Genomic DNA, 25,006 nt, shown 5'->3' with positions numbered 1-25,006 from the left:
AGCACGGCCGCGCGCCCCGGCCCGGCGGGCGCGGCCAGGGCGGCGACGAGGACGTACGCGACGCACGCGGGAGCGGCGACGACGACCGCCGCGAGCAGGCCGCGCAGCAGCCGGTCGACGTCGGCGAGCCGCGGGTGCAGCAGCCCCACGGCGAAGGCGACGGGCGCCGGGAGCAGCGCAAGGTGCGCCGCCGCCGTCTCCAGCGGACCCGGCCCGCCGATCTCCTGCCACCCCGACCAGGCGCCGATCAGCACGAACAGCAGCGGCTGGACGACGAGCCCGAGCACCGCCCAGCGCACCGCCAGCCGCTCCTGCGTCGTCGCGCGGCGGCGGTAGCGGTGCACCGGCGCGAGCAGCAGCAGCACCTCCGCCGCCGCGAACCAGCCCCACCACGCCTGCTCCGAGATCGCGCCACCGAGCACGACGTCGACCACCGGGACGGCCACCAGCGCCGCGACGGGCCCGGCCAGCCACCGCGGGACGAACCGTCCGTCCGGGTAGGTCGCGCACAGCAGCGGCACGGCGACGAACCAGCCGTGGCTCAGCCAGCGCGGTTGCCCCGGCACCAGCAGCAGCGCCGCCGTGCTCGCCAGCAGCAGCGCGAGGGTCAGGAGCGGGAGGACCGGACGGCCGCTGCCGGGTCGCACCAGGCGCGCGAGGAGGAGGCCCACCAGCGGCCAGGCCACCAGCTGGACCACCACCACGCTCGCCACCACCACGACGGGACCGTCCATCGCCGTGATCCTCCCGCCTCCCGCGCCGTCCCGGTCGTGGTTCGCACGAGGTCAGGCGCGCCGGCGCGACGCGACCAGGAAGGTCGTGCCCAGCACGAGCGCCGCCAGGAACACGGCCAGCACACCCATCGGCGGACCGAAGGGCACCGCGAACGGGACGATCGCCAGCACCCCGCACACCAGGGCGAACGCGGCCGACGGACGGCCGAGCACGCCGTGCCGCACGCCCCGCGCGCCGAGGACGAGCAGCCAGCCGCCGGACCCGAGCGTGCTGAGCCCGAGGGCGCCGATCTGCACGACGCCGTAGATGGCGAGGGCGCTGGCCTGGTCGGCGAGGTCCATCGTGGCCAGGTCGCTGCTCCCCGTCGTGAACGGCGCGTGGGCGAACGCGGCCTGCAGCAGCCAGCCGAAGGCGCCGGTGAGGCCGAGCAGGTGCCCGACCCGCTCGAGCGTGCCCGGCGCCCGACCGCCCGCGGCGGCCAGGTCGGCCACCGTGAGTACCAGGACGAGGAGCCCGGCCCCCATCAGCGTGAAGGTCGCCACCTCGTACGCGCCCGCCCAGGGCATCGCCTCCAGCGCGGCGTAGTCGAGCCGGTCCTCCCCACCGGTGAGGACGAACACGATCAGCGGCTGCAGCAGCCAGGCGGCGAACGCGCCGACGCCGGCGAGCCCGGCGACGCGGCGGTGGTGGGGCGTGCGGTCGACCCGCTCGGCGGTGCGCGCGTCCTGGTGGGTGGTGGGGATGCTCATCGCGGTGTCCTCTCGTTCGTCCCGGAGCCCCCGGGTGCGGTCGACACCGTCCCGGCAGGTGTTCCCGGGACTCCAGGGACAGCGGTTCCCGGTTCCTCCCGGGCGGGTGCGGCGCTGGTCCGGCCGGGTGGAACCGTCCGGTCCGGCACCAGTCGCCCGGTCCGGCGACCGATCCTCGACGGCGTGACCGCACCACCGTCCGCGCCGCTCGGGCTCGACATCACACCCGAGCCGGTCGTCGCGCTCCGCCGCCGGGTCCCCGGCCGTCCCGCCGCGTGGTCGTGGCCGTCGCGGGGACGCTCGCGCTGGTCGTGGCCGCGGTGGTGGCCGTCGTCGCGCTGCGCCCGCCGCCGCACTCGACGGAGCCGGTGGTGATCCCGCAGTTCCTGCTCGGCATGCCGGTGTCGCCGTACGACTTCGCCCAGGACGGCTGGGCGGACGGCTGGGAGCTCGACGGGACGGTCGGCGGCCGCGCCTACCGGTCCGGCGCGAACACGGGCCCGCAGCTGAACCTGATCGTGGCCCGGCAGGACATCACCGGCGACGACGACCCCGGTGACGTCGGCATGGCCGGTGACGTCGAGGAGCGCTTCGCGGCAGTCTCGTGCACCCAGCAGGTCGACTACTCCAACAGCGACCCCGACGACCTGCCCGAGGGCATGCCTGCGCTGCCGCCCGGCCGCAGCGACTTCATGCTGATCTGCTGGCGCTCCCGCGACGACCTGACCGTGTCGGTGCTGCTGCTCGGACGCGACCGCGCCGGCCTCGGCAGCGCCGACGTCGCAGCGGCGGTCGAGGAGGCGTGGGCGCTGCAGGGCTGAGCGACGGGCACACCGCGAGGTGTCGACGGTCGCAGGGGTCTGCGGGAGCCACCTGCGCGCACCGACACCTCGTGGTGTGCTCGCGCCTGCGCGGCCGTACGCTCCGAGCCCGTCCCACCACGAGAGGCCAGCCATGAGCGAGCTGCACGTCGTCGCGACCATCCCGGCCAGGCCCGAGGCGGTGGAGGCGGTCCGCGAGGCCCTGCGCACGCTCGCCGCCGCCACCCGCACCGAGGACGGCTGCCTCGGGTACGACCTGCACGAGTCGGTCGCCGACCCGGGCACCTTCGTGACCGTCGAGCGCTGGACCGACCAGGCGTCGCTGGACGCGCACCTGGCGGGCCCGAACGTCGCGGCCGCGTTCTCGGCGGCCGAGGGCGCGCTCGCCGGCGAGGTCGCCGTGCACCCGCTGCGGCCGGTCGACGTCGGCTGACGCCGGCGCGGGTGCCGGGCGGTCGGCCGTCCGGGTGGGCGGTGCGGCAGCGCTTCCGTCCCGTTCGGGCGCCGTCTCAGCAGGCGGTACGGTGACCCTGGTCGGGTCTCGCGTGACGCCCGCCACTCCCACGTCCGGCGCCCGGCGACCCCGCTGCCGGACGCGGGTCCGCAGGGCCGCGGCACGAGGTGACCCCCTCGTCGTGGCCACGACGAAGGAGCCACACACGTGACCGACACCGCTGTCGGCGCCGGCCGGTCCCGCCTGGACGGCGGCCCGGACCTGGTGCAGCTGCTCACCCCCGAGGGCGAGCGCGTCGACCACCCCGAGTACTCCGCGCTGGTGGAGCACCTCACGGCCGAGGACCTGCGCGGCATGTACCGCGACCTCGTGCTGGTGCGCCGCGCCGACGCCGAGGCCACCGCCCTGCAGCGGCAGGGCGAGCTGGGCATCTGGGTCAGCCTGCTGGGGCAGGAGGCCGCGCAGATCGGCTCCGGCCGCGCGTCCCGCCCGCAGGACTACGTGTTCCCCACCTACCGCGAGCACGGCGTCGCGTGGACGCGGGGCGTCGACCCCGTCACGCTGCTCGGCCTGTACCGCGGCGTGAACCAGGGCGGCTGGGACCCCACCGAGAACAACTTCCACCTGTACACGATCGTCATCGGCTCGCAGACGCTCCACGCGACCGGCTACGCGATGGGCATCCAGCGCGACGGCCACGTGGGCACCGGCGACGCCGACCGCGACGCCGCCGTCATCGCCTACTTCGGCGACGGCGCGAGCGCGCAGGGCGACGTCAACGAGGCCTTCGTCTACGCGTCGGTGTTCAACGCCCCGGTCGTGTTCTTCTGCCAGAACAACCAGTGGGCGATCTCCGAGCCGAACGAGCGGCAGACCCGCATCCCGCTCTACCAGCGCGCCCGCGGCTTCGGCTTCCCCGGCGTGCGGGTCGACGGCAACGACGTGCTGGCCACCTACGCCGTCACCACCGCCGCGCTCGACCGCGCCCGCAACGGCGAGGGTCCGACGCTGATCGAGGCCTTCACCTACCGGATGGGCGCCCACACCACGTCCGACGACCCGACGCGCTACCGCATCGAGGCCGAGGTCGAGGAGTGGAAGCTCAAGGACCCGATCGCCCGCCTCAAGGCCTACCTCGCCCGCCGCGGCGACGCCGACCAGGACTTCTTCGACCAGGTCGACGGCGAGGCCGACGAGCTGGCCGTGCACGTCCGCAAGGGCTGCCTGGAGATGCCCAACCCCGAGCCCGACACGATGTTCGACCACGCGTACCGCGAGCCGCACCCGCTGGTCGACGAGGAGCGGGAGTGGTTCGCCGGGTACCGGGCGTCCTTCGAGGGAGAGGGTCACTGATGAGCGAGGCGGTGACGAGCGTCGTCCAGGGGACGATCGCCAAGGGCATCAACATGGGTCTGCGCGCGGCCATGGAGGCCGAGCCGAAGGTCCTGGTCATGGGTGAGGACGTCGGCAAGCTCGGCGGCGTCTTCCGCGTCACCGACGGCCTGCAGAAGGACTTCGGCGAGGACCGCGTCATCGACACCCCGCTCGCCGAGTCGGGGATCATCGGCACCGCGATCGGCATGGCGCTGCGCGGCTACCGGCCCGTCTGCGAGATCCAGTTCGACGGCTTCATCTTCCCGGCGTACGACCAGATCGTCACCCAGCTCGCGAAGATGCACTACCGCTCGCAGGGCTCGGTGAAGCTGCCCGTGGTGATCCGGGTGCCGTTCGGTGGCGGCATCGGGGCGGTCGAGCACCACTCCGAGAGCCCCGAGGCGTACTTCGCGCACACCGCCGGCCTGCGGGTCGTCTCGTGCTCGAATCCCGCCGACGCGTACTGGATGATCCAGCAGGCGATCGCGTCCGACGACCCGGTGATGTTCTTCGAGCCGAAGCGCCGCTACTGGGAGAAGGGCGAGATCGACACCTCGGTCACGCCGCTGCCGCTGCACCAGGCACGCGTCGTCCGCGAGGGCTCGGACGTCACCGTGGCCGCCTACGGCCCGATGGTCACCACGGCCCTCGCGGCCGCCAAGGCGGCCGAGGAGGACGGCACCTCGATCGAGGTGATCGACCTGCGGACGCTGTCGCCGCTCGACGTCGACACCGTCGAGGCGTCGGTGCTGAAGACGGGCCGGCTCGTCACCGTGCACGAGGCCGCGACCTTCCTCGGCATGGGCGCCGAGGTGGCCTCGCGCATCACCGAGCGGTGCTTCTACGCGCTCGAGGCGCCGGTGCTGCGCGTCGGCGGCTTCCACATCCCGTACCCGGCGAGCCGGCACGAGGAGGAGTACCTGCCCGACCTGGACCGGGTGCTCGACGCCGTCGACCGCTCGCTCGCGTTCTGAGACAAGGGATCCCATGCCGCAGATCAAGCAGTTCCTGCTGCCCGACCCCGCCGAGGGCCTGACCGAGGCCGAGATCGTCGCGTGGAAGGTGGCGGTGGGCGACACCGTCGTCATCAACCAGCCGATCGTCGACATCGAGACCGCCAAGTCGCTGGTCGAGCTGCCGTGCCCGTTCGCGGGCAAGGTCGTCGAGATCCACGTCGCCGAAGGCGTCACCGCCGACGTCGGCACGCCGATCATCTCGATCGACGTCGACCCCGACGGCGCCGCTCCCGCAGGCACTCCCACCGGCGACGTGCCCGAGCAGGCCACCGCCGCCGAGCGCCCCGAGATCGGCGGCCCCGGCGAGGAGATGGTGCCGAAGCCGCCCGAGGAGGGCTTCGTCGAGCCCGGGCTGATCGGTGGTCCCGCTCCGGGCGGCCGCACGTCCGTGCTGGTGGGCTACGGCCCCAAGTCGCAGGAGGCCAAGCGGCGTCCGCGTCGCGGTGGCGGCGGCAAGCCCGAGGGTGCGCAAGCCGCTGTGCAGGAGGCGTTCTCGGCCGAGCGCCAGGTCGCCACGCCCGTCGCGCCGATGCGCGTCGCCGCGCCGGTCACCCCGGTGCCGTCGGCTCCCGTGCCGGGGGCGTCGCTCCCGTCGGTCGGGACGGTCGAGGTCGCGCCGGTGGCGTCGTCCGCGCGGGTGCTGGCGAAGCCGCCGGTGCGCAAGCTGGCCCGCGACCTCGGCGTCGACCTCGCGTCGGCCACGCCGACCGGCCCGAACGGGACGGTGTCGCGCGACGACGTGCTGGCGCTCGCGAACGGTGGTGGCTCCGCTGCCGAGGAGACCACCGCGGTCGCGGCGGCTCCGGTCGAGAGCGGCGAGCGCGAGACCCGTTCTCCGGTCAAGGGTGTGCGCAAGATGACGGCCGAGGCGATGGTGCGCTCGGCGTTCACCGCGCCGCACGTCACCGAGTGGGTCACCGTCGACGTCACGCGGACGATGGAGCTGGTCGAGCGGCTGCGCGCGTCCCGCGAGTTCCGCGACGTGCGGGTGTCGCCGCTCACCGTCGTGGCCAAGGCGCTGTGCCTCGCGGTCCGCCGCAACCCCGGCATCAACGCGTTCTGGGACGACGCCGCCGGCGAGATCGTCACCAAGCACTACGTGAACCTCGGCATCGCGGCCGCCACGCCGCGCGGCCTGGTGGTGCCGAACGTCAAGGACGCGCAGCGCCTCGACATGGTCGGCCTCGCGGGTGCGATCAACGCCCTCACCGACGTCGCGCGCGAGGGCCGCACGCCCCCGGCCGACATGCAGGGCGGGACGATCACCATCACGAACGTCGGCGTCTTCGGCGTCGACGGCGGCACGCCGATCCTCAACCCGGGCGAGTCCGCGATCCTGTGCATGGGCCAGGTGCGTCCGATGCCGTGGGTCGTCGACGGCGAGCTCGCGGTGCGCCAGGTGATGCAGCTGACGCTGTCGTTCGACCACCGCCTGGTCGACGGCGACCTCGGGTCCCGGACCCTGGCCGACGTCGCCGCCGTCCTGGAGCATCCCGAGCAGGGGCTCGTCTGGGGGTGACGCGCCGCCAGGGGAGACGCGAGACCACGATCGTCAGCGGGAAGGTGCGCGCGTCGCAGGCGATCCAGTGGGCGGTCGTGGCCATGCAGGCGCTGCTGGCGTGGCAGCGGTGGTCGCGTGGAGAGCTCGACTGGTTGTTCTGGGGTCACCTGGCCGTGGCCGTCCTCGGCCCCTTCGCCATCGCGCTGGGGGCGCGGTCCCAGGGTCTGCGGATCGGGCAGCGGGGCGTGCGCTGGCGCGACCGCCGGATGCGTCGCTACGTCGTCCCGTTGGAGATGGTGGCCGCGCTGCGTGAGGACAACGACCGGACGGTGGTCTGGCTCGAGACCACCGACCGCCGGCGCCTGCCCACCCCGCTGCGCGCCGAGGACGTCCCCGCGGCGGCCCAGGCGCTCTACGAGCGCGGCGTCACCGTCTGACCCTGTCGGCGTCGTCCGGACGAGCACAGCGCTCGGAACGACCGGCCGGCACCGGCATGCTCCCGCGTGAGGGGCACCGTGGTTCCGAGGGCTCTGCCCGTCAGGTGGGCGGCCGGGTCGGTGCCGGCGTCGGGTCGTGCGCCTGCACCAGCGCGACGGCGGCCTCGAACTCGGTCGGGGTGCACGGGTAGGCGGTGCGCCGGGCCATCGCGAGCACCGGGTGGCTCGCGAAGGGGGTGCCGCGCAGCTCGAGCACCGACACCGGGTCGTGCGTCACGTAGCGGTTGACGGCCAGCGGCACGAACGGTTTGCCGTTGCCGCGCAGCTCGACCGGGCCGGCCACCGTGCCGACGGCGTGCACGCCGCGCTGCTCCGGGTCGGGGTTCGCCATCCACAGCAGCACGCCGTCGCCGACCTCGACCGAGCGCTGCACGCCGGTGACGCACCACGACGTGATCGGGTCGCGGTAGAGGGCCGACGGGTCGTCCCACCGGCGGGGGTTGCCCTGCAGCAGCCAGTAGCCCACGGCACCACCCTGCCCGCTCGGGAACGACCCACGCGGGGCGCCGGGTGTCCTTATCGTCGAGGTGTGGAGGGGACGAGGCGGTTCGGGCTCGGGCAAGCGCGGTTGATCGGGGCGACCTCCGCCTTCGTGGGGTTGAGCCAGGTGCTGGCCGTCGTGGGCGACCTGCGGTACGGCGGCGCCCCGGACGGCTGGACCGTGGTCAGCGCGCTCGGTGCGGTGGGCAGCCTGCTGCTGGTGCTGCTCGTCGTGCCGAGGTCGATCGTGCACGTGGGCGACGGGCGCCTGCGCTGGTGGGTGGGCCGACGGCACCACGACCTCGGCTTCGACGAGATCGCCGACATCCGTCGGCACCCGCGGTCGGGAGGCTCGCAGGTCGTCACCACCGACGGCCGGGTGCTGCGCCTCCCGCTGCAGCCCCAGCACGGCCCCGAGGTCTGGCAGCTCGTGCTGGGCGACCGGAGCCCGTCACCGGCCTGACGACGTACCGACGCGTCGGGGTCGACGCCCTCCGGAGCCCCGTTCGTCCCGTTCCGCGCGTCGACTCCGACGCGTCGGTCCGCGACCGCCCTGTGCCCGGCCGCGAGGAGGGTGTATCAACGACGCAGCCCGTCCCCTCCTGGCTGGCGTACCCCTCGACCGCGCCGGCGGTCCCGTCGTGCTGGAGTCGTGAGTGAGCCGCTACGTGGTCGACGAGATCATCGTCTCGCCCGGACCCCACCACGCCCGCGCGCACGACCTGGTGCGCCGGGCCGCCGAGTCGCTCGACGTGGTCCCCGTCGAGACGCGTCGCTCGGAGGACCTCGCCCGCGTCCTCGGCGACCCCGACTACGCGAAGACGCCCCGCTCGTTCGTGCTCGAGGACGAGTTCGGCGAGCGCGTCGACGACCCGGTCACCGTGGCCCAGCGCGTCGTCCGCCGCGCCAAGCGGATGGCCCGCCGCGAGCGCACCGGCAGGCGGCAGCCCGACCTCGCCGTGATGGTCAACGCCAACCAGTGGTTGAGCGCGCACGACGCCCTCAGCGGGATGGTGCCCGCCACCGGCGGCCTCGTCCCCGCCACCGGCGGCCTGGTCCCGGCGACCGGCGGCCTCGTCCCGGCGACCGGGGGCCTGGTCCCGGCGACCGGCGGACTCATCCCGACCACCGGCGGCATGAACCCCCCGGCCTCCGCCACCTCGGCCGGCATCGCGTCCTACGGCCTGGCCGGCTTCGGGGCCCGCCAGCCGGTCGACTGGGTCGGTCCCGAGCCCGCCCGCACGAAGGGACGTCGGCGCCGCCCGGTCGTCGTCACGCTCGACACCGGTGTCGGCGAGCACCCGTGGCTCACCGAGGCGGACGGCGTCACCCGCGGCCTCGAGCTCGGTGGCGTCGAGGTCGGCTTCACCGACCCCGCGACCGACCCCGAGGCGCACGGCGTGCGGATGGGCGTGCTCGACGGCGCGCTCGACAGCCACAGCGGGCACGGCACCTTCATCGCCGGTCTCGTCCGCCAGCTCTGCCCGGACGCCGACCTGCGCGCGGTCCGCGTGATGCGCTCGGACGGCGTCGCCGACGAGTACGAGCTGGTCAGGTGCCTGCTGGTGCTGGCCGAGCAGGTGCGCCGGCACCGCGAGAACCCGCGTCGCGGGCTGCAGGTCGACGTGGTCGTGCTGAGCCTCGGCTACCGCCACACCAGCGCCGACGACGTCGCGTACGACGAGCTGATGCTGCCGGTGCTGCGCGACCTGGGGTCGCTCGGCGTCGCCGTCGTCGCGGCGGCCGGCAACAACGGCTGGCACGACGCCGTCTACCCGGCGGCGTTCGCGCCGCACCGCGGCGGGCGCGTGACCCGGGTCGAGCCCGGCGTCGTCCCGGTCACCAGCGTCGGCTCGCTGAACCCGAACGGCACCGTCGCGCTGTACAGCAACTTCGGCCCGTGGGTGCGCTGCTGGGCCGAGGGCGCCTCGCTCGTCAGCACGCTGCCGGTGCGGCTGCAGGGCGGCCTGTCGCCCGCGGTCCAGGTGACGGCCGACGACGGGCGCGTCCACAGCACGCTCGACCCGGACGACTTCAGCGCCGGCTTCGGCGTCTGGAGCGGCACCAGCTTCGCCGCCCCCGTGGTCGCCGGCCGGCTCGCGCAGGCGCTGCTCGAGGCCCACGGCTTCGACGACGGGCTCAGCCCCGACCAGGTCACGGACGTCGTCCGCGCGGTCTGGAAGGCGCACCAGCACAGGGCACCTGGATCGTCGCCAAGGAGGAGCACCCGATGACCACCGGCACGCACTCCGACACCGCCGATCGGGCACGGGAGCTGTTCGTCGCCTGGGGCGAGGGCCGTCCCGGCGCGCTCGACGACCTCGTGCGGCTGCTGACGCCGACGCTGTGGCACCTGGCCCGCTCGTACCGGCTCGACCAGGCCGAGGCCGAGGACGCCGTGCAGAACACCTGGCTCCAGCTGGTGCGCAAGCGCGACACCGTGCAGGACCCGCAGGCGGTGCTGCGCTGGCTGTCGGTCACGGTCCGCCGCGAGGCGGCGCGGATGTCGTACCGCCGCGCGAAGGTCGACCTGGTCGAGGACGCCGAGGTCGACGTCCGGCTGCCGTCGGTCGACAGCGCCGAGCACGCCGTCGTCGAGGACGCGGGGCACCGCGTCCTGTGGCGGCACGCGGGCGAGCTGAGCGAGCGCTGCCGGCACCTGCTGCGCGTGCTGGCCTTCTCCGACCGCCCTGACTACAAGCACATCTCGACCGAGCTGGGCATCCCCGTCGGCAGCATCGGGCCCACCCGCGGCCGGTGCCTCGACAAGCTGCGGCGCGCCTGCGTCGCCGACCCCGAGTGGAGCCTGACGTGAACGCCTCCCGCGCCCTGCCCCAGGACGACGACCAGCTCCTCGACGCGCTGCGCGGCCTGTGGGAGCGCCGTGACCCGGTGCCGACCGGCCTGGTCGACCGCGTCCAGTTCGCGATCTGGCTGGAGGACCTGGACACCGAGGTCGAGATGCTGGCGCTCACCTCGGAGGTCGACGTCGCCGCCGGCGCGCGCAGCACCGAGACCGCCCGCACGGTCACCTTCAGCACCGACCACCTGTCGATCATGATCACGGTGAGCGAGCGGCCGGACGGCCGGCGCCGCGTCGACGGCTGGGTCTCGCCGGCGGCGAGCGGTCAGGTGGTCGTGCGGCAGTCCGACGGGTCGAACCACGACGCCGAGGTCGACGCCGACGGCCGGTTCGCTCTCGACGACCTGGTCCCGGGGCTGGCACAGCTCGTGCTGCGCGGGACCGGCGGCGACGCCGTCGCCACGCCGCCGATCGAGCTCTGAGGCACCCGCCCGCGCGGTCGGGCGTCCGACAGACTGAGGGCGTGGCCGGGGACGGGGACGCGCACGCGCGGTGGCGCGACGCCGTGCGCCTGGCGACGCGCGGGCACCACGCGCAGGCGGCGCGGCGGCTCGAGCGGCTCGTCGCCGAGCCGGGCCTGGACGCCACCCTCCGTCTGCGGTGCCGCATCTCGCTCGCCCTCGCGCGCTACGAGCTCACCGGCATGGCCGCCGGGCTGTCGGCGCTCGACGAGTGCCGGCCCGCACCCGGCGACGACGTCGACGAGCACGCCGTCGGCGTCTGGTTCGGCCAGCGCGGGCTCATGCTGCTGCGCGGCGGACGCCTCGTCGACGCGCAGACCGATCTCGACCGCGCCGTCCCGCTGCTCGACCCGTCGACGATCGACGCCGTCCTGACCCTGCTGAACCGGGGCGTGCTCGCCCTGCGCACAGGCGATCTCGCGGCGGCCGAGGCCGACACCCGTCGCTCGCTCGAGCTCGCCGAGGCGGGCGGCCACGACCTCGAGGTCGCCAAGGCGACCGGGAACCTGGCCTACCTCGCCCACCTGCGGGCAGACCTGCCGGCCGCGCTGCGCCTCATCGTCCGCGCACGTGCCGTGATGGGGTCGGACTCGGCCTGGATGCGCGGGACGTCGGCGCGCGGTCACGCCGAGATGCTGCAGTCGGCGGGCCTGCTGCACGAGGCCGGCCGCGAGTACGCCGGCGCGGTGCACCTGCTGCGCGGGTCGGCGTTCGGGCAGGACCGCGCCAACGCCCAGCTCGGCCTCGCCGAGGTGTCGCGCCTCGTCGGCGACCTCCCCGACGCGCGGCGCTGGGCGCGCCGGGCGCTCGCCACCTTCGCCCGCCGCCAGGCCACCGGGTGGGCGCTGCTGGCCGAGCTGGAGCTCGCGCAGATCGAGCACCTGGCCCGGCCCGCGCGGGCGGTCGAGCTCACCCGCGACCTGGCCCCGCGCCTGCAGGCGCAGGGCCTGCGCGAGGAGGCCCACGTCGCTCGGCTGCTGCACGCGTCCTCGCTCGCCCGGCTCGGACGTGGTGCCGACGCGGCCGCCGCCCGTCCGGCGGAGGCGTGGGCGCCCCGTGGGTACCGCGTCTCGACCCGGATGCTCGGGCACGAGGCCCGGGCCGCGGTCGAGGCGGTCAACGGTCGCTCCGTCGCGGCGCAACGCAGCCGGGCACGCGGCCTGCGCGACCTGCACGAGGTGCAGGCCGGCTTCGGCAGCGTCGATTTGCTGACGTCCGCCACCCGGATCGGCCGCCAGCTCGCGCGCGACGGGCTCGCCGAGGCGCTGCGCGGTGGGGACCCCGACGACGTGCTCGCCTGGTCCGAGCAGGTGCGCGCGGCCGGGTCGCGGGTGCTCGCCGTCCGACCGCGGCAGGACGGACGCGTGGGCGAGCTGCTCGCGCGGCTGCGGTTCCTGCAGCAGAACGAGCAGGCGGCGCGGGTGTCCGGCTCCGACCCGGGGCCGTGGCGGGAGCAGGCCGCGGCCGTGCAGGAGCAGGTGCGGGCGCTGGCGTGGCAGGCGTCCGGGGCGGGGGAGGTGCTCGGCCCGGTCGCTCGCGACCGGCTCGTCGCAGCCCTGGACGGGGCCACTCTGGTGTCGCTGCTCGCCCTCGCCGGTCGGGTGCACGCGCTGGTCGTCGACCGGTCCGGTGCCCGGGTGGTGCCGCTCGGCGCCTCGGCGCAGGTGCGCGAGGACGTGCTGCGCGTGCGCGCCGACCTCGACCTGCTCGCGGGCCACGCGCTACCGGAACCGTTGCGGCGCACCGTGTCCGGCTCGCTGCGCAGCGGTCTCGACCGGTTCGCCGCCCTCGTCGCGCCGGCGCTCGACGGCACGGACGGTCCCGTGGTGCTCGTGCCGTCGGGCCAGTCGGCCGTCGTGCCGTGGACGATGCTGCCGCAGCTGCGCGGGCGCGAGGTCTCGGTGGCGCCGTCGGCCACCTGGTGGATCGACCGCTCGTCCCGGCCGGTCCGCGAGGACGGCCGCACCGTGCTGGTGGCGGGCCCGGACGTCGCGCGCGCCGAGCCGGAGGTGCGAGCCGTGGCGCGGGGCACCGACGCCACCGTCCTGGCCGGGGACGACGCCACCGTCGGGGCGACGCTGGCCGCGCTCGACGGCGCCCGGGTGCTGCACGTGGCGGCGCACGGCCGGCACGAGCCCGACAACCCGCTGTTCTCCTCGCTCCTGCTCGCCGACGGCTGGCTGTACGGCCACGACCTCGACGCCGTCGCGCGGCTGCCCGAGCACGTCGTGCTGTCGGCCTGCGAGGCGGGCATGGCGAGCATCCGTCCCGGCGACGAGGCGCTCGGCACCACGGCTGCGCTGCTGCACGGCGGCACCCGGTCGGTCGTCGCCTCGGTCGCCCGGGTCGGCGACGACGTCGCCGAGGTGGTCGCGGTGCGGCACCACGAGGGACTGCGCGCGGGGCTGTCGCCGGCTGCGGCGCTGGCGGCGGCGCTCGGGTCGCTCGACGACGACGCCGTGGCGCCACTGGTCTGCTTCGGCGCCGGCTGAGAAGTTCTTCCGCGCGGCCGGTATCAGGGCGGCGGCGGGCCGCTCCTGCCCAGCACCGGAGCGGTTCCTCGGAGGGGAGGGCGCCGACCCGGTGAGCGAGTGGGGAGGACCCGCCGGTCCCTGAGGGGTGGACCGGGGGTCCTCCCCAATCGCCTGCCCCGGACGACCGTCAAGGCTGGCCGCGAACGCGATCCGCACCAGCCTGCTGCGTGACCAGTCCTCGAGCCCGGGCGGGCGGATGGTCCCGGGGGCCCAGGTCCGACGCAGGACCGGGCGTCGACACCCTGCGCGTCTCGGAGCAGATCGTGACCGCGGGCGGGTGTCGACGCCGCGTCCTAGGGTGCCGGTGTGGGGCAGGAGGACGGCGGCGGCTACCCGGAACCACCTGCGGTGGGCTCCGAGGCGGCGACCCTGGTCGGCTCGCTGGAGCGGCAGCGGGCCACGTTCGCCTGGAAGTGCGCCGATCTCGACGCCACCGGCCTGTCCCGTCGGCTCCCTCCCGTCCGAGCTCACGCTCGGACGGCTGCTGAAGCACCTCGCGCACATGGAGGACCTGAACTTCACCCGCGACCTGGGCGGCAGGTCGCTGCCCGGGCAGTGGGGGACGGCGGACGGCCCGCTCCCGTCGGACGAGGTGCTGAGGTCCGCGGACGACGACCCGCCCGAGTCGCTGTACCGGTCGTCGTCGGACGCGGTCGAGCGGTCCCGGGCCCGGCTGCGCGAGGCGCTGGGCACCGACGCCGGCCTCGGCGCGACGTACCGCACGGGCAGCGGACGACCGGCCACCGTCCGGCGCCTGCTGGTCGACATGATCGAGGAGTACGGCCGGCACACCGGTCAGGCGGACCTGCTGCGCGAGGCCGTGGACGGCCGGACCGGCGAGGACCCGCCAGGTTCTGCCGTGGAGCTCCAGCTGCCCTGGTGACGAGCCCCGCTGCCGGTCGCACCAGCGCGTCAGCGGGTGAGGTCGAGCCGGCCCGTGGTGGCGGAGGTCGCGTCGCTCGAGATGCGGTCGAAGTCCATCGTCCAGTTGGGCTCCCACTCGCCGCTGCCCGACCACGCGAACGACTGGGTCCACCGGGCGCGCGTCGGACCGATCCGGTCCCAGACGAAGCGCACGTCGATGGCGCGCCCGTCCAGCTCGTCGGTGCCGGTGAAGGTGCCGACGCCGTCGACGAACCTTCCCTCCAGCGGCGGGTCGAGGCGGGCCGCGTCCGAGGTGGACCAGTGCAACCGCCAGGTGTCGGTCACCCGGTCGTAGAGGCGCAGCGTCGACCCGATGACCCCGCGGTGCGGAAGCCAGATCTGGTCGAGCTGCCCGGCGCCGTCGAGGATCGGCGCGCACACGGCTCGCCCGTCGTAGGTGTCCCAGTCGTGGACGCCGTCGAGCCGGCCTCGCCGTACCGCGTGGTGCACGGCCCAGGTGCCGTGCAGGGAGTCGAAGGCGTGGGCACTGGACCGGGTGTCGGCGCCCGGGGCGGTGGTCATGCACGCATCCTGGTCGCGACCGGTGACATCGCCTGCCGCCAGGCGATGCCCACCTGGACTGCAGCCGCCGCGACCAGCACGACGAACAGGGCGCGGTAGCCGAAGCTCGTCACGATGGCGCCGACCACCAGCGGGAAGGCGAGGATCGCGGTCTGGAAGACCAGTCCCGCCGCCGGCAGCACCTGCGGACGGAGGTCCGGGTCCGACTGCGACACCGCCAGCGCCTGCGTCGTGGGCAGCGCCAGGCCGTAGCCGAGACCCAGGACCGCTGCGGCCGCGCCGTAGGCGACGGGGTTCGAGCCGACCACCAGGAAGGCGGCCACGGCCAGCAGCATCACCGAGACCGAGGCGGCGACCACCCGGGTCTGGTCGAGTCGACGCACCCGGGGCGCGACGAGGAACCGCACCCCGATCACAGCCAGCGTGTAGCTCACGAAGAAGACCGAGTAGTCCAGGTCCTGCGTCGCCGCGTAGGTCGTCTGGAACTGCGTCATGGTCGTGAACAGGCACGCGAACAGCGTGATGACGACGAGCCAGGGCCCGGCCGCCGACGCGGCCAGCGTCCTGGCCGAGCGCAGGACACCGGTCCGGGGTCGCGGAGCGCCCGGTTCCCGCCGGGCGTCCGGCACCAGGTGCGCGGCGACGACCGTGGCCGCGGCCGCCACCAGGGCGAGCAGCGCCGCGACGACGAACGCACCGCGCAGGTCCGTGGCGGTGCGGGACAACCACCCGGCGACCACGGGCCCGACGCCGATCCCGATCTGCTGCGTCCCGGTCAGGTACCCGAAGTGGGTCACGTGTCCGTCGTCGGTGACCATCTCGTCCACGATCATCGGCATCACCGTGTAGACCACCGCCCAGGCCGACCCCAGGACGGGACCGACGAGGAGCAGGGGTTCCCAGGTGCTCCGGACGAGCGCCGCGCCGCCCGCCGCCGCCGAGAACCCCAGCGTCGCAGCGACGAGGATCCAGTGCGGACGCACCCGGCGCGGGTGCGCGCCGATCCAAAGCAGCACCGCCGCAGCGGGGACGACCGCAGCGGACAGGACCAGGCCGAAGTCCGCCTCGCTGCCCCCGAGCTCCTCGACCAGGAGCGGCAGCAGCAGCAGCATCCCGTAGGCGGTGGAGATGCCCAGCGCCGCCGTCAGCACCGCCACGACGGCCGCCGCCGGTACGCCCGGCCGCAGCGCCGGACCCGTCGTCGTCGGACTCACGTGCTCTATCGTCGAGGCCTGCTTCGCATGGTGCCCATGCCGCTCTGACGGAATCGAGGCCGGATCTTGACCAGATCGAAGGTGTTCGGGGGGAACGGCCTCCAGCCCGGCGACGGCGTCCTCGACGACGTGAACCGGCGCATCCTCGCGCTGCTGGCCGAGCAGCCGCGGCTGAGCACGTCCGCCCTCGCGCGCGCGGTGTCGATGTCGACTCCCGCCGTGCGGGACCGGGTGCGTCGGCTGGAGGAGTCGGGCGTGATCCGCGGCTACCGCCTCGACGTCGACCCGGCCGCGGTCGGTCTGCCGGTGGCGGCGTGGGTCCGCGTCCGTCCGGGCCCGGGCCAGCTGCCCAAGATCGCCGACCTCGCCGCCGCCACACCGCAGGTCAGCGAGTGCCACCGCGTCTCCGGCGAGGACTGCTTCCTGATCAAGGTGCACGTCCCACGCATCGAGGACCTCGAGGCAGTGCTCGACAGGTTCCTCGTCCACGGCCAGACCACCACGTCGTTCGTCGTGTCCACGCCGGTCCCTGCGCGGACGGTGCTCCCGCCGCCGCTCGGCTGATCGGGCCCGTTCAGCTCCTGCGCGGACGGTGCTCGGCCCGCGTGCCCGCCGACGCCAGCCGCAGCAGCAGGTCCACGAGATCTCGCACCGGCAGGGTGGCGTCGACGTCGACCGCGCCGGCGGGTGCGTCCCCACGGGCGTGCAGCGCCAGGGTGTCGCGGACCTCGGCCTCCGTCATCGGGGTCCAGTTCCGCTCGGCCGCAGGCCCGAGCCGGTCGCGGTCCGCGACGACTCGTCGCGCCAGTCGGGCTCGGAGCGTCGCCGTGTCCACCTGCAGGTGGAACACCCGGTCGAACAGCGGGAGGAAGCGGTCCCGGTTGCGCGCGCCGCCGCACACCCACAGCTCGTCGACGGTGTCGTCCTGCAACGCGGGCGACGCCACCTCGGGGCGCCAGCACCAGGTGTCGTAGGACGCCGGCGCCGGGAGCGAGGTGACGGGGTCGAGGTGGGCGCTCCAGTCGCGGTCCGTCGACACGGCCGGGACGCCGCGCCGGCGCAGCTCGTCGAAGACGGTGGACTTGCCGGAGCCCGACACCCCGTCGACCAGGACGTTGCGACGGGCCACCGGTCAGTTTCCGGACACCAGGGCGTCGCGGACGGTGCTGCCGAGATCCCCCCAGCAGTGCGCGATCCGGCCGTCGTACCAGCGGTACATCGCCAGCTCCATGGTCGTCAGACGGCGTCCGGTGGCCTCGATCCCGCGGAAGGTGCCGGTGTGGGTCCCGGTGGCGGTGAGCCGGGCGGCGAGGTGATCGCCGTCCACGAGCACGTGCTCGACCTCCCAGTGGTAGTCGGGGAACGCGGACACCACCTGCTCGAGCCCGGCGACGTAGGCCGCCAGGCCGGGCACGTCACCGCCGACGTCGTCGTGGACGAACTCACCCAGCTCCTGGAACCGGTGCCGGTTGCAGGTGCCGATGTACCGGCCGTACAGGTCGGCGAGTGCGTCGTGGTCCACGTGGCGATGTTCGTCGCAGTGCGCGCCGGGCGCCATTCCTCGGTCGTGACGTGACCGGCTGGCCACGGGCCGCGAGGACGCTGCCGACGGCCTCACCCGGTGCCGGTCGGGTCGAACCAAGCGAGCCGGAACCGTCGGCGCGGTCGTGACCCGTTCGAGCACAGGGGTCCTTCGTCGAGAAGTGCCTCGCCGGAGTGCCGTCAGGTGGCGAAGTGGGCTAGGTCAAAACCGGAGTACGGGGCGCGCGCCGCTACCTACGCTTCGACAGTGGCAACCAGGAGGCGGAGCGTCGACCCAGTCATCGAGCAGTGGGCAGACGGGGCTGAACCTGAGTACGACCCGCCCGACTGCGGATGGTTCGGCGCGCGCGGCCTCATCTACATGTCGACGTCAGTCGAGGAGAGTGTGCTGCTCATCCGGGCAGAGGATCGGGAGCAAGCTTGCCTCCGGGCGCTCGAGCTCTTCGAGGAGCACGCGCAGGACCTCGGTTGTCAGTTCCAAGGCACTGTGCAGGTGTACGCGCTCGACGAGCCACCAGGCGACGGAGTGGAGATCTTCGGCACCGGACGGATCACGACGCGCCGGCAACGCTCACGGCTGGTGCGTGCACTCCTGCGCGAAGGCCTCGTGATTGGTCGTCGTTTGCGCGTTCTCACCCGCTGATTCGCGGCGGAATGGGGCACGCAGTCGACGGGCCCGCGGCGAGGTGGAAGCGTCGACACGACACAGCTTGGCCATGCGAGTCTCGTCGCTAGGGAGGGCGTAAGTGGATGGCTAGATGGGACGCGAGCGTCGTCGGGCCCGGTTGGGCGATGGCCATCATCGTTGCTGTCACGGTGTACGTGATCGTCCGCAACTGGGGCGCGGAGGCACGGGCGCGCGCTAGGGACGCGCGGGCCCAGTGGCAGAGCGACGCTCGCGAGGGTCTGCTCGCGGCGAAGTGACGCACCCATTGCATATTGGCGAGGTACCTACAGTGCGGCTGACAGCAGTGCGCCGCGATGAGCGAATTGCTATGGGATGCTGGACGTCGGGGAGGCTTCGAGCGGGTGTCCGCATAGCCGTCTCGACGACTTCGACGACCGTGAGGTGCTCATGCTCCGCAGGCGGACGGCAGTCATTGCCTACGCCGGCGGCAGCGTTCTCAGCGTCTTGTTGCTCATCGGCCTTCTGGCGAGCGGCGTGGTGTACTCGCAGCGAGTTGGCCGTAGCGAGCAGTTTTCAGCGGTGGTGACGAAGGTCGTTGATCCGACGAGCAACGTTCCCCGCGTGACCGTCGAGTTGCCCGATGGCCAACAACACCTGCTTCAACGCCAGGTGTCGCAGGAAGACTACGAACCGGGTCAGGCCATCCAGGTATGGCAAGACCGCCAGGACCCAGCGTGGGTCGTCGACATTCGATCGCAGGACTCCTCCGGCACGTTGGCGATCGCCATCCCGCTCGGGCTGTTCCTGGTGGTGTCCGTGGGGGCGCTGGTTTTCGAGCTGCTTGCCCGAGGCAGGACGGTCGATGCTGACGGCCCAGCGTCCAGCCCATAGCAACGTCCGTGCTCGCGTTTGCGTCCCCAGGGACTTCCGGACACGGGCAGACCCTAGGCGGCGAAGTGCAGCACCGGTTGGCGGGGCCGGCGCTCATACCATCTGAGGGTGCCCAACATCGAGCGCAGATTGGCCGACGCCTTCTGGAACCTCCGCGACGACGCCTTTGACCACCCTGAGCGGTGGAGGGGCGTAACCGCGGAGGATCTTTTCCAGCTGATAGCGGAGTGGGTTGAAGACGCCGAAGACCGAGGGGTCGACCTCGACTGGCATGACGTGAGCGAACGATTGATCGCCTGGAGGTCGGCCGATACCGCGCACTGACCGCGAACGTTGTGGCGCTGACCCGAGTACGCGATTGGCGGTGGAAGGACGCACGTCAGTGAGCTACTGCATAGGGTCGACCAATGGCAGTATCAGGGCGCGCGGAGGAGCAGTCTGCTGAAGAACCGGCGAGCGTCTCGAACAGGAAGCCGCTAGATCGAATCAAGACGGTGGCGGCACATCGGGCGCATCAGTCGTGGTGGCGCGAGACGGTGCTCCGTTGGCCGGCAGGGCCCCCGACGTCCGCGGCCGCTCGCAAGCGCTATAGGACGCTCGGTAGCTGCCTGGCCCATGAACACGGCGGCCAGAGCGTCGGCGCGGCCGGCGTCAACCTGATGTCCGAGGCGGCCCGTCGGTACGCGCACCATCGCCAAGGAGAGCTCGCTGCACTCGGCGGGCTCGCCGAACCCGATCGTTTGTGGCGCAATCTGTTGTCCAGCCAACCACTGGCGTTCAGCATCGCCGGGGAGCTGCGCACCCAGCCGGAGGCGGCAGCACGTGTTCTCTCGACCCTGACGGGCGAAACGGTCACAGGTCTCGCGTCACTTCAGGACAGCGGTCACCCGTCTCACCAGCTCAACGGCATCGAGGCAGAGTGGTTCCCGCCCCGCGAGGAACACACGGCCGACCGGTCTGGTTTCGATCTGGCTGCCTACCTCAACCTCGAGGATGGCTCGCGGCTCCTCGTGACCGTGGAGGTGAAGTACACCGACTCCTTCTCGCCGACTAAGGCGACATGGGAGCGCTACGGGCGTCATGCGGCGGGAGCTGGCCTCAGCGAGACCGCGATGTCCTCCATCGTGGCGGCCGGCGGCAGCCAGTTCCTCAGGTCGGTGCTGCTGACCGACTCCCTGCGCCGCCATGGCCTGCGCGGAGGCACCGGGGTCGGCCACACTCTTGCTGTCGTTCTTGCCCGTCAGAACGACACCGCTGCGCGGAAGGTCATCGAAACGATCCGGGCGCATCAGCCACTCACCCCGGTTGCACTATGGACACACGAACGATTCTTCGAGGCGTGCGCCGGCACGCCCCAGCTGAAGGAATGGGCAGCGGCCCTCTCTGAGAGGTACACGCTGCCGGCCATCGCTACCTAGCCCATAGGAGCCACCGCGCGGCAGAGAGCGAGGGGCCGATGGGCCACAGCGGCGGCTCGTCAGCTCGACTGTGCTTCGATGCCGCGATGGAGATCGTGCCGCCCGCAGCCCGTGAGCTGCAGGGTGATGAGCCGTTCGCCGGCGTCGACGCCACGGTCCGGGACTTCTGGCGGTTCGCGATGGGCGACCTGCGCACCAACAACGTGCGCGGCTACTTGGCGGAGTTCCTCGTCGCACGAGCGGTCGGAGCCAGCGGCGCCCGGGTCGAATGGGACCCCTGGGATGTCACGGCTCCTGACGGCACGAAGATCGAGGTGAAGGCCTCCGGTTACCTGCAGTCTTGGGCACAGCGGAAGGTCAGCACACCGAGCTTTCAGGTGGCGCCTGCTTACGGCTGGGACGTCGCTAGTGGCGCCCGTGCGCGCGAGCAGGGCTACCACGCCGATGTCTACGTCTTCTGCCTACACACGGCCCGGTCTCACGACAACTACGACCCGCTCTCGACCACGCAGTGGGTGTTCTACGTGGCGCCAAGGTCACGGGTTCAATCGCGCGCAGGCGTGCGCATGGGCCTCGTTGCGCTCACTGAACTCGCCGGCGACCCGGTCGCGTACGACAACCTCCGAGACGCGATCCGTGCTGCCTCTCACTCTGAATCCAGCTGACCGCATGATCGACCAGCCTCGAGAGCGGACACGTTCATCCGGCAAGACCGCGCCATATGCGGCGGAATGGGGCAACTAGCGCGTGTCATGCGCTTCAGGCCCGAGGGATCGTGCTGGGGGCTACGGCCGGTCGATCTGCGGAACGTAGATGTGGGGTGCGCGGTCCTTGATGAGCCGGAGGAGACGTTCGGAACGACCGGGCTTGCCCGTCGCGGATCGCCAGTTTGACTGCTGAACCGCCCACCCGTAGGTGGTCCACCTTCGACCCCGAACTCGCACCTCTACATCCTGGTACCCGATTCCCACTGATCGGATTGACGCGTAGGGGATGTGTCGCGCACGTGGCCAGAAGTTTCGGATAACCAGCTCATCCTCGCCGACCGTGATGTAGGAGAACGCGACGCTGATGAAGCCCGCAGCGATCAGCAGGGCGACAGTGAGGATTCCCAGCAGCTCGATGTCGAAGCCGCTAGGCATCCCCGTAGGATCAATGAGGATGGTGACGGCTATGCCAATCCACCCCGCACCTATGATCACCAAGATGATGCGTCCGACTAGCAGGGGCCTCCAGGTCTGCGCGTCGGCCGGTCCCGCACTGCTCACGTGAACAGCCTGACACCTGCGAGTCGACGCTGCGCCCACCTGAGGGTCTCAGCAGTACGAGCCGGCACGCCGGCACGCGGCGGAAGGTGGCACCCCAAAGGGCGACCCCGAGGGGCGCGCATTCGAGGCCGATGACGCGCGCGGGTCAGTCCCGTCCACGCGTCAGCTGGCTTCCCGATCGACGGCTCCGCGTGTCTGGAGCCTACCTGAGTTTCGTTATACGATATTGGGATGGTGAGTGAGGACCAGATCCAGAAGTGGGCCGATGAGGCCGAAGCCGGATACGACGTCGAGGAACTGAAGCGTCGCGGTCGTGGGCGTCCTGGCCGTGGCGCTGAACCGATGCAGGTCGTGGCGGTGCGGCTCACCGCCGAGGAGCTCGAGGCACTTGATGCTGCGGCCGCCAGGAGCGACATGAGTAGGTCCGAGGCGATCCGGGCCGCGTTGGCTCATTTCGCTGCGTGAAGGTCCACCCGAGCGCCCTCAAGCACGGCGTGGCACCGGAGGACGCGATCCAGGCGTCGGAGTGGTCGCTGTGGATCGAACCCCTCGACGGGGAGGGCCCGCCAGACCGGGAGCTGCGCCTGGGCTTCGACACCCGTGCCCGCCTGCTGGAGACGGTGGTGTCGGTCTTCGCAACCGGCGAGCAGATGGTCATCCACGCCATGCCGGCGCGCAGGAAGTACCTCGACCTGCTGCCCTGATGGATGCGCCCCAACTGGGCGGTGTGACACAGGTACCCGGTCGCAGCGGGGACGCTGCTCGAGGCATCACTCCTGCCGGGAACGACCGAGCCCCGGGCCACCTCCGACCTGCGGAGGCGACCCGGGGCTCGTGACCTCAGTCGAGGTCAGTGCCCGGCGGCAGCGGCCTTCGCGGCGTCCTCGTCGCGGATGGCGTCCATCCCCGACGAGGTGCGCAGCGGCAGCTCGGGCAGGAACTGCACCACGACGATCGCCAGCGCCAGGACGCCGGTGGCCACGAGGAACACCAGGTCCATCGAGTCGGCGAATCCGACCAGGAACGGCCGGGCGAGCCGGTCGTCGAGCTGGGTCAGGAACGACGAGTCGTCCAGCACGCCGGAGGCTCCGGAGCCGACGCCGCCGCCCGATTGGACGGCCTGCAGCACCTGCTGGTTCGCCGGGTTCTCGAGCACCGCCGGGTCGCGCAGCGCGGCCTGGAAGTCCGCCGTCGGCGCGATCGAGCGGAACGCCTTGGCGATGTTGTCGCCCGCGGTGGAGAACAGGATCGACAGGAACACCGCGGTGCCGAGCGTGCCGCCGACCTGGCGGAAGAACGTGGCCGATGCGGTGGCGACGCCGATCTCGCGCGGGCTCACCGCGTTCTGCACCGCCACGATGAGCGGCTGCATGTTCAGGCCGAGGCCCAGACCGAAGACGACCATGATCGTGCCCGTCACCCACATCGAGGTGTCGACGCCGATGCGGCTGAAGCCGAAAGCCCCTGCGGTCAGCAGGAACGCGCCGACGACCGGGAAGATCTTGTAGCGACCGGTGCGCGAGATCGCCTGGCCCGAGATGATCGAGCCGGCCATGATGCCCGCGGTCAGCGGCAGCAGCAGCAGGCCCGCCTCGGTGGGCGTCGCGCCGCGGACGAGCTGCAGGTACAGCGGCAGCCCGGCGAGGATGCCGAACATCCCCATGCCGACGACGGTGTTGAGGATCGAGCCGACGGCCACGGTGCGGTTGCGGAACAGCCGCAGCGGGAGCAGCGCCTCGTCGCCCGCCGCGCGCTCGGCGAGCACGAAGCCGACCAGGCCGACGGCGGCCACCGCCATCGAGACCAGCGACGCGGCCGACGTCCAGCCCCAGCCGCGACCCTCCTCGGCGAGCAGCAGCAGCGGCACGAGGAACACCGCGAGCGCGATGGCACCGACCCAGTCGATGCGGTGGTCGACGCGCACGTGGTGCACGTTCAGCACCCGGCTCACCACGGCCAGTGCGATCAGGCCGAGCGGCACGTTGATCAGGAACACCCAGCGCCAGCCGTCCAGGCCGAGGATGGTGTCGGCGCCGGCGAAGAAGCCGCCGACGACCGGCCCGAGCACCGACGACGTGCCGAATACGGCCAGGAAGTAGCCCTGGTACTTCGCGCGCTCCCGCGGCGGCACGATGTCGCCGATGATCGACAGCGCCAGCGAGAACAGTCCGCCGGCGCCGATGCCCTGCACGCCACGGAAGATCGCGAGCCAGGTCATGGACTCGGCCAGACCGCTCAGCACCGAGCCGACGACGAAGATGCCGATCGCGAACAGGAAGAACGGCTTGCGGCCGTAGATGTCGGAGAGCTTGCCGTACAGCGGCGTCGCGATCGTCGAGGTGATCAGGTAGGCGGTGGTGGCCCACGCCTGCTGCGACAGACCCTGCAGGTCGTCGGCGATGGTGCGGATCGACGACGCGATGATCGTCTGGTCGAGCGCGGCCAGGAACATGCCGAGCATCAGGCCGATAAGGATCGTGACGATCTGGCGGTGGGTGAGCGAGGGCGCCGGCGGCTTCTCGACGGGCGTGCTGGTCATCGGGTCGTTCCGTCCTGGGTGGGTGCCGCCGCCGCGGGTGCGGACAGCTCGGCGAGGATGCGGGGGAGGGCGTCGGTCAGGTCGCCGGTGAGGCGGCCCAGCAGCGCGGTGAGGGTGGCGACGTCGTCGTCGTCCCAGTGCGCGAGCAGGCCGGCGAAGAGCCGGTCCCTCTGCTCGCGCATGCGGGCGTGGGTGGCGCGGCCCTGGTCGGTGGGGACGAGCAGCGTGGCCCGTCCGTCGTCCGGGTCGGCGGTCCGGGCCACGTGGCCGAGCCGCACCAGCTGGTCGACCTGCCGGCTGATCGTCGAGGGGTCGACCCCCACGCTCTCGGCCAGCGCCTTCGGGCGTAGCGGGCCCTGGGCGAGCAGGTGGAACAGCAGCACGTAGGTCGACATCGAGACGCCGTCGTCGTTGCGGGCCGCCGCCGCCGTCTTGATCGACTGCATCGACCGGTTCAGCACCAGCAGGTGCTGGCTCAGCCCGGTGGCCCGGTCGATCACCGGGTCGCCGTACGAGCGGGCGGGCAGCGGGGTGGCGGTCACGACGTCCTTCTCGATGGGTGGTACATGTTGTTG

General features: G+C 72.8%; 30 protein-coding genes and 1 pseudogene. 21 read left to right on the top strand and 10 right to left on the bottom strand.

Translation table 11 applies throughout. The features are described from left to right. A pseudogene (locus ACYVKY_RS08790) lies at positions 1–734 on the bottom strand (hypothetical protein); the annotation flags it as partial. Between the two features lie 51 nt (positions 735–785). After that, entirely contained in the window at positions 786–1,484 is a 699-nt protein-coding gene (locus tag ACYVKY_RS08785) for a hypothetical protein (protein WP_460434591.1), read from the bottom strand. A gap of 275 nt (positions 1,485–1,759) precedes the next feature. Between ACYVKY_RS08785 and ACYVKY_RS08780 the strand changes: the two genes are divergently transcribed. The 6 genes from ACYVKY_RS08780 to ACYVKY_RS08755 all read left to right on the top strand — a co-directional run bounded on the left by ACYVKY_RS08780 (position 1,760) and on the right by ACYVKY_RS08755 (position 7,087). After that, complete coding sequence (locus ACYVKY_RS08780; protein WP_460434590.1) at positions 1,760–2,305, top strand: hypothetical protein; 546 nt, start codon at positions 1,760–1,762, stop codon at positions 2,303–2,305. A 133-nt stretch (positions 2,306–2,438) separates the two neighbouring features. Further along, positions 2,439–2,738: a putative quinol monooxygenase gene (locus ACYVKY_RS08775; RefSeq protein WP_460434589.1), complete on the top strand. Its 300-nt coding sequence runs from the start codon at positions 2,439–2,441 to the stop codon at positions 2,736–2,738. 228 nt (positions 2,739–2,966) lie between these two features. Next, positions 2,967–4,112, top strand: coding sequence for a thiamine pyrophosphate-dependent dehydrogenase E1 component subunit alpha (pdhA, locus tag ACYVKY_RS08770; protein ID WP_460434588.1), 1,146 nt, complete (start codon positions 2,967–2,969; stop codon positions 4,110–4,112). Next, on the top strand, positions 4,112–5,107 hold the full coding sequence (locus tag ACYVKY_RS08765) for an alpha-ketoacid dehydrogenase subunit beta (RefSeq protein WP_460434587.1): 996 nt from the start codon (positions 4,112–4,114) through the stop codon (positions 5,105–5,107). Before pdhA ends, ACYVKY_RS08765 begins: the two co-directional genes overlap by 1 nt. Before the next feature lie 13 nt (positions 5,108–5,120). Beyond that, positions 5,121–6,668, top strand: coding sequence for a dihydrolipoamide acetyltransferase family protein (locus ACYVKY_RS08760; RefSeq protein ID WP_460434586.1), 1,548 nt, complete (start codon positions 5,121–5,123; stop codon positions 6,666–6,668). 44 nt (positions 6,669–6,712) lie between these two features. Then, the gene (locus ACYVKY_RS08755) at positions 6,713–7,087 is read left to right on the top strand and encodes a hypothetical protein (protein WP_460434585.1); all 375 of its coding nucleotides are present in this window, start codon (positions 6,713–6,715) and stop codon (positions 7,085–7,087) included. A 100-nt stretch (positions 7,088–7,187) separates the two neighbouring features. Here the strand turns inward: ACYVKY_RS08755 and ACYVKY_RS08750 are convergent, their stop codons facing one another. Next, entirely contained in the window at positions 7,188–7,613 is a 426-nt protein-coding gene (locus ACYVKY_RS08750) for a hypothetical protein (RefSeq protein WP_460434584.1), read from the bottom strand. Positions 7,614–7,676: 63 nt separating this feature from the next. Here ACYVKY_RS08750 and ACYVKY_RS08745 point away from each other — a divergent pair, with 63 nt between their 5' ends. From ACYVKY_RS08745 to ACYVKY_RS08720, 6 genes are all read left to right on the top strand, one after another. Further along, positions 7,677–8,090: a hypothetical protein gene (locus tag ACYVKY_RS08745; protein WP_460434583.1), complete on the top strand. Its 414-nt coding sequence runs from the start codon at positions 7,677–7,679 to the stop codon at positions 8,088–8,090. A 193-nt stretch (positions 8,091–8,283) separates the two neighbouring features. Beyond that, a complete protein-coding gene (locus ACYVKY_RS08740) occupies positions 8,284–9,861 on the top strand; it encodes a S8 family peptidase (protein WP_460434582.1) in 1,578 nt (525 codons plus the stop codon). Continuing rightward, positions 9,858–10,442 (top strand): RNA polymerase sigma factor, encoded by a 585-nt coding sequence (locus ACYVKY_RS08735; RefSeq protein ID WP_460434581.1) that lies wholly within the window; start codon positions 9,858–9,860, stop codon positions 10,440–10,442. The genes ACYVKY_RS08740 and ACYVKY_RS08735 overlap by 4 nt, the downstream gene beginning before the upstream one ends. Continuing rightward, positions 10,439–10,912, top strand: a complete 474-nt coding sequence (locus tag ACYVKY_RS08730; RefSeq protein WP_460434580.1) for a peptidase associated/transthyretin-like domain-containing protein — start codon at positions 10,439–10,441, stop codon at positions 10,910–10,912. Before ACYVKY_RS08735 ends, ACYVKY_RS08730 begins: the two co-directional genes overlap by 4 nt. 41 nt (positions 10,913–10,953) lie before the next feature. Continuing rightward, positions 10,954–13,443, top strand: a complete 2,490-nt coding sequence (locus ACYVKY_RS08725; protein ID WP_460434579.1) for a CHAT domain-containing protein — start codon at positions 10,954–10,956, stop codon at positions 13,441–13,443. 544 nt (positions 13,444–13,987) lie between these two features. Next, positions 13,988–14,368: a DinB family protein gene (locus ACYVKY_RS08720; RefSeq protein ID WP_460434578.1), complete on the top strand. Its 381-nt coding sequence runs from the start codon at positions 13,988–13,990 to the stop codon at positions 14,366–14,368. 29 nt (positions 14,369–14,397) lie between these two features. On the opposite strand, the gene ACYVKY_RS08715 is transcribed toward ACYVKY_RS08720, so the two are convergent. Together ACYVKY_RS08715 and ACYVKY_RS08710 are read right to left on the bottom strand one after the other, a co-directional pair. Beyond that, the gene (locus tag ACYVKY_RS08715; protein WP_460434577.1) at positions 14,398–14,931 is read right to left on the bottom strand and encodes a hypothetical protein; all 534 of its coding nucleotides are present in this window, start codon (positions 14,929–14,931) and stop codon (positions 14,398–14,400) included. Then, the gene (locus ACYVKY_RS08710) at positions 14,928–16,145 is read right to left on the bottom strand and encodes an MFS transporter (protein ID WP_460434576.1); all 1,218 of its coding nucleotides are present in this window, start codon (positions 16,143–16,145) and stop codon (positions 14,928–14,930) included. Before ACYVKY_RS08710 ends, ACYVKY_RS08715 begins: the two co-directional genes overlap by 4 nt. Positions 16,146–16,211: 66 nt before the next feature. Between ACYVKY_RS08710 and ACYVKY_RS08705 the strand changes: the two genes are divergently transcribed. Then, positions 16,212–16,709, top strand: a complete 498-nt coding sequence (locus tag ACYVKY_RS08705) for an Lrp/AsnC family transcriptional regulator (protein WP_460434575.1) — start codon at positions 16,212–16,214, stop codon at positions 16,707–16,709. A 10-nt stretch (positions 16,710–16,719) separates the two neighbouring features. Here ACYVKY_RS08705 and ACYVKY_RS08700 read toward each other — a convergent pair whose 3' ends face one another. Together ACYVKY_RS08700 and ACYVKY_RS08695 are read right to left on the bottom strand one after the other, a co-directional pair. Then, positions 16,720–17,274 carry a hypothetical protein gene (locus tag ACYVKY_RS08700; protein ID WP_460434574.1) on the bottom strand — a complete coding sequence of 185 codons (555 nt, stop codon included), beginning with the start codon at positions 17,272–17,274 and terminating at the stop codon, positions 16,720–16,722. A gap of 3 nt (positions 17,275–17,277) precedes the next feature. Then, positions 17,278–17,667 carry an ester cyclase gene (locus ACYVKY_RS08695; RefSeq protein ID WP_460434573.1) on the bottom strand — a complete coding sequence of 130 codons (390 nt, stop codon included), beginning with the start codon at positions 17,665–17,667 and terminating at the stop codon, positions 17,278–17,280. Between the two features lie 267 nt (positions 17,668–17,934). Between ACYVKY_RS08695 and ACYVKY_RS08690 the strand changes: the two genes are divergently transcribed. The 6 genes from ACYVKY_RS08690 to ACYVKY_RS08665 all read left to right on the top strand — a co-directional run bounded on the left by ACYVKY_RS08690 (position 17,935) and on the right by ACYVKY_RS08665 (position 21,289). Further along, the gene (locus ACYVKY_RS08690) at positions 17,935–18,330 is read left to right on the top strand and encodes a hypothetical protein (RefSeq protein WP_460434572.1); all 396 of its coding nucleotides are present in this window, start codon (positions 17,935–17,937) and stop codon (positions 18,328–18,330) included. A gap of 107 nt (positions 18,331–18,437) precedes the next feature. Continuing rightward, positions 18,438–18,611: a hypothetical protein gene (locus ACYVKY_RS08685; RefSeq protein ID WP_460434571.1), complete on the top strand. Its 174-nt coding sequence runs from the start codon at positions 18,438–18,440 to the stop codon at positions 18,609–18,611. 145 nt (positions 18,612–18,756) lie between these two features. Then, complete coding sequence (locus ACYVKY_RS08680) at positions 18,757–19,206, top strand: hypothetical protein (protein WP_460434570.1); 450 nt, start codon at positions 18,757–18,759, stop codon at positions 19,204–19,206. A 108-nt stretch (positions 19,207–19,314) separates the two neighbouring features. After that, entirely contained in the window at positions 19,315–19,530 is a 216-nt protein-coding gene (locus ACYVKY_RS08675) for a hypothetical protein (RefSeq protein ID WP_460434569.1), read from the top strand. A gap of 83 nt (positions 19,531–19,613) precedes the next feature. Then, complete coding sequence (locus ACYVKY_RS08670) at positions 19,614–20,624, top strand: PGN_0703 family putative restriction endonuclease (protein ID WP_460434568.1); 1,011 nt, start codon at positions 19,614–19,616, stop codon at positions 20,622–20,624. Between the two features lie 86 nt (positions 20,625–20,710). Further along, a complete protein-coding gene (locus tag ACYVKY_RS08665) occupies positions 20,711–21,289 on the top strand; it encodes a hypothetical protein (protein WP_460434567.1) in 579 nt (192 codons plus the stop codon). 120 nt (positions 21,290–21,409) lie between these two features. Here ACYVKY_RS08665 and ACYVKY_RS08660 read toward each other — a convergent pair whose 3' ends face one another. Then, positions 21,410–21,766, bottom strand: coding sequence for a hypothetical protein (locus ACYVKY_RS08660; protein ID WP_460434566.1), 357 nt, complete (start codon positions 21,764–21,766; stop codon positions 21,410–21,412). Positions 21,767–22,123: 357 nt separating this feature from the next. Between ACYVKY_RS08660 and ACYVKY_RS08655 the strand changes: the two genes are divergently transcribed. Together ACYVKY_RS08655 and ACYVKY_RS08650 are read left to right on the top strand one after the other, a co-directional pair. Next, positions 22,124–22,357, top strand: coding sequence for a ribbon-helix-helix protein, CopG family (locus ACYVKY_RS08655; protein ID WP_460434565.1), 234 nt, complete (start codon positions 22,124–22,126; stop codon positions 22,355–22,357). After that, positions 22,354–22,596 carry a toxin gene (locus tag ACYVKY_RS08650; protein ID WP_460434564.1) on the top strand — a complete coding sequence of 81 codons (243 nt, stop codon included), beginning with the start codon at positions 22,354–22,356 and terminating at the stop codon, positions 22,594–22,596. The genes ACYVKY_RS08655 and ACYVKY_RS08650 overlap by 4 nt, the downstream gene beginning before the upstream one ends. A 146-nt stretch (positions 22,597–22,742) precedes the next feature. Here ACYVKY_RS08650 and ACYVKY_RS08645 read toward each other — a convergent pair whose 3' ends face one another. Next, entirely contained in the window at positions 22,743–24,431 is a 1,689-nt protein-coding gene (locus tag ACYVKY_RS08645; RefSeq protein WP_460434563.1) for an MDR family MFS transporter, read from the bottom strand. Beyond that, positions 24,428–24,973, bottom strand: a complete 546-nt coding sequence (locus ACYVKY_RS08640; protein ID WP_460434562.1) for a MarR family winged helix-turn-helix transcriptional regulator — start codon at positions 24,971–24,973, stop codon at positions 24,428–24,430. The genes ACYVKY_RS08645 and ACYVKY_RS08640 overlap by 4 nt, the downstream gene beginning before the upstream one ends. Positions 24,974–25,006 lie beyond the last annotated feature (33 nt).

The sequence above is a fragment of the Angustibacter speluncae genome (genome assembly GCF_054777815.1).
Note: the sequence above shows the minus strand (reverse complement) of the source record. Positions and strands in the feature narration are given on the sequence as shown.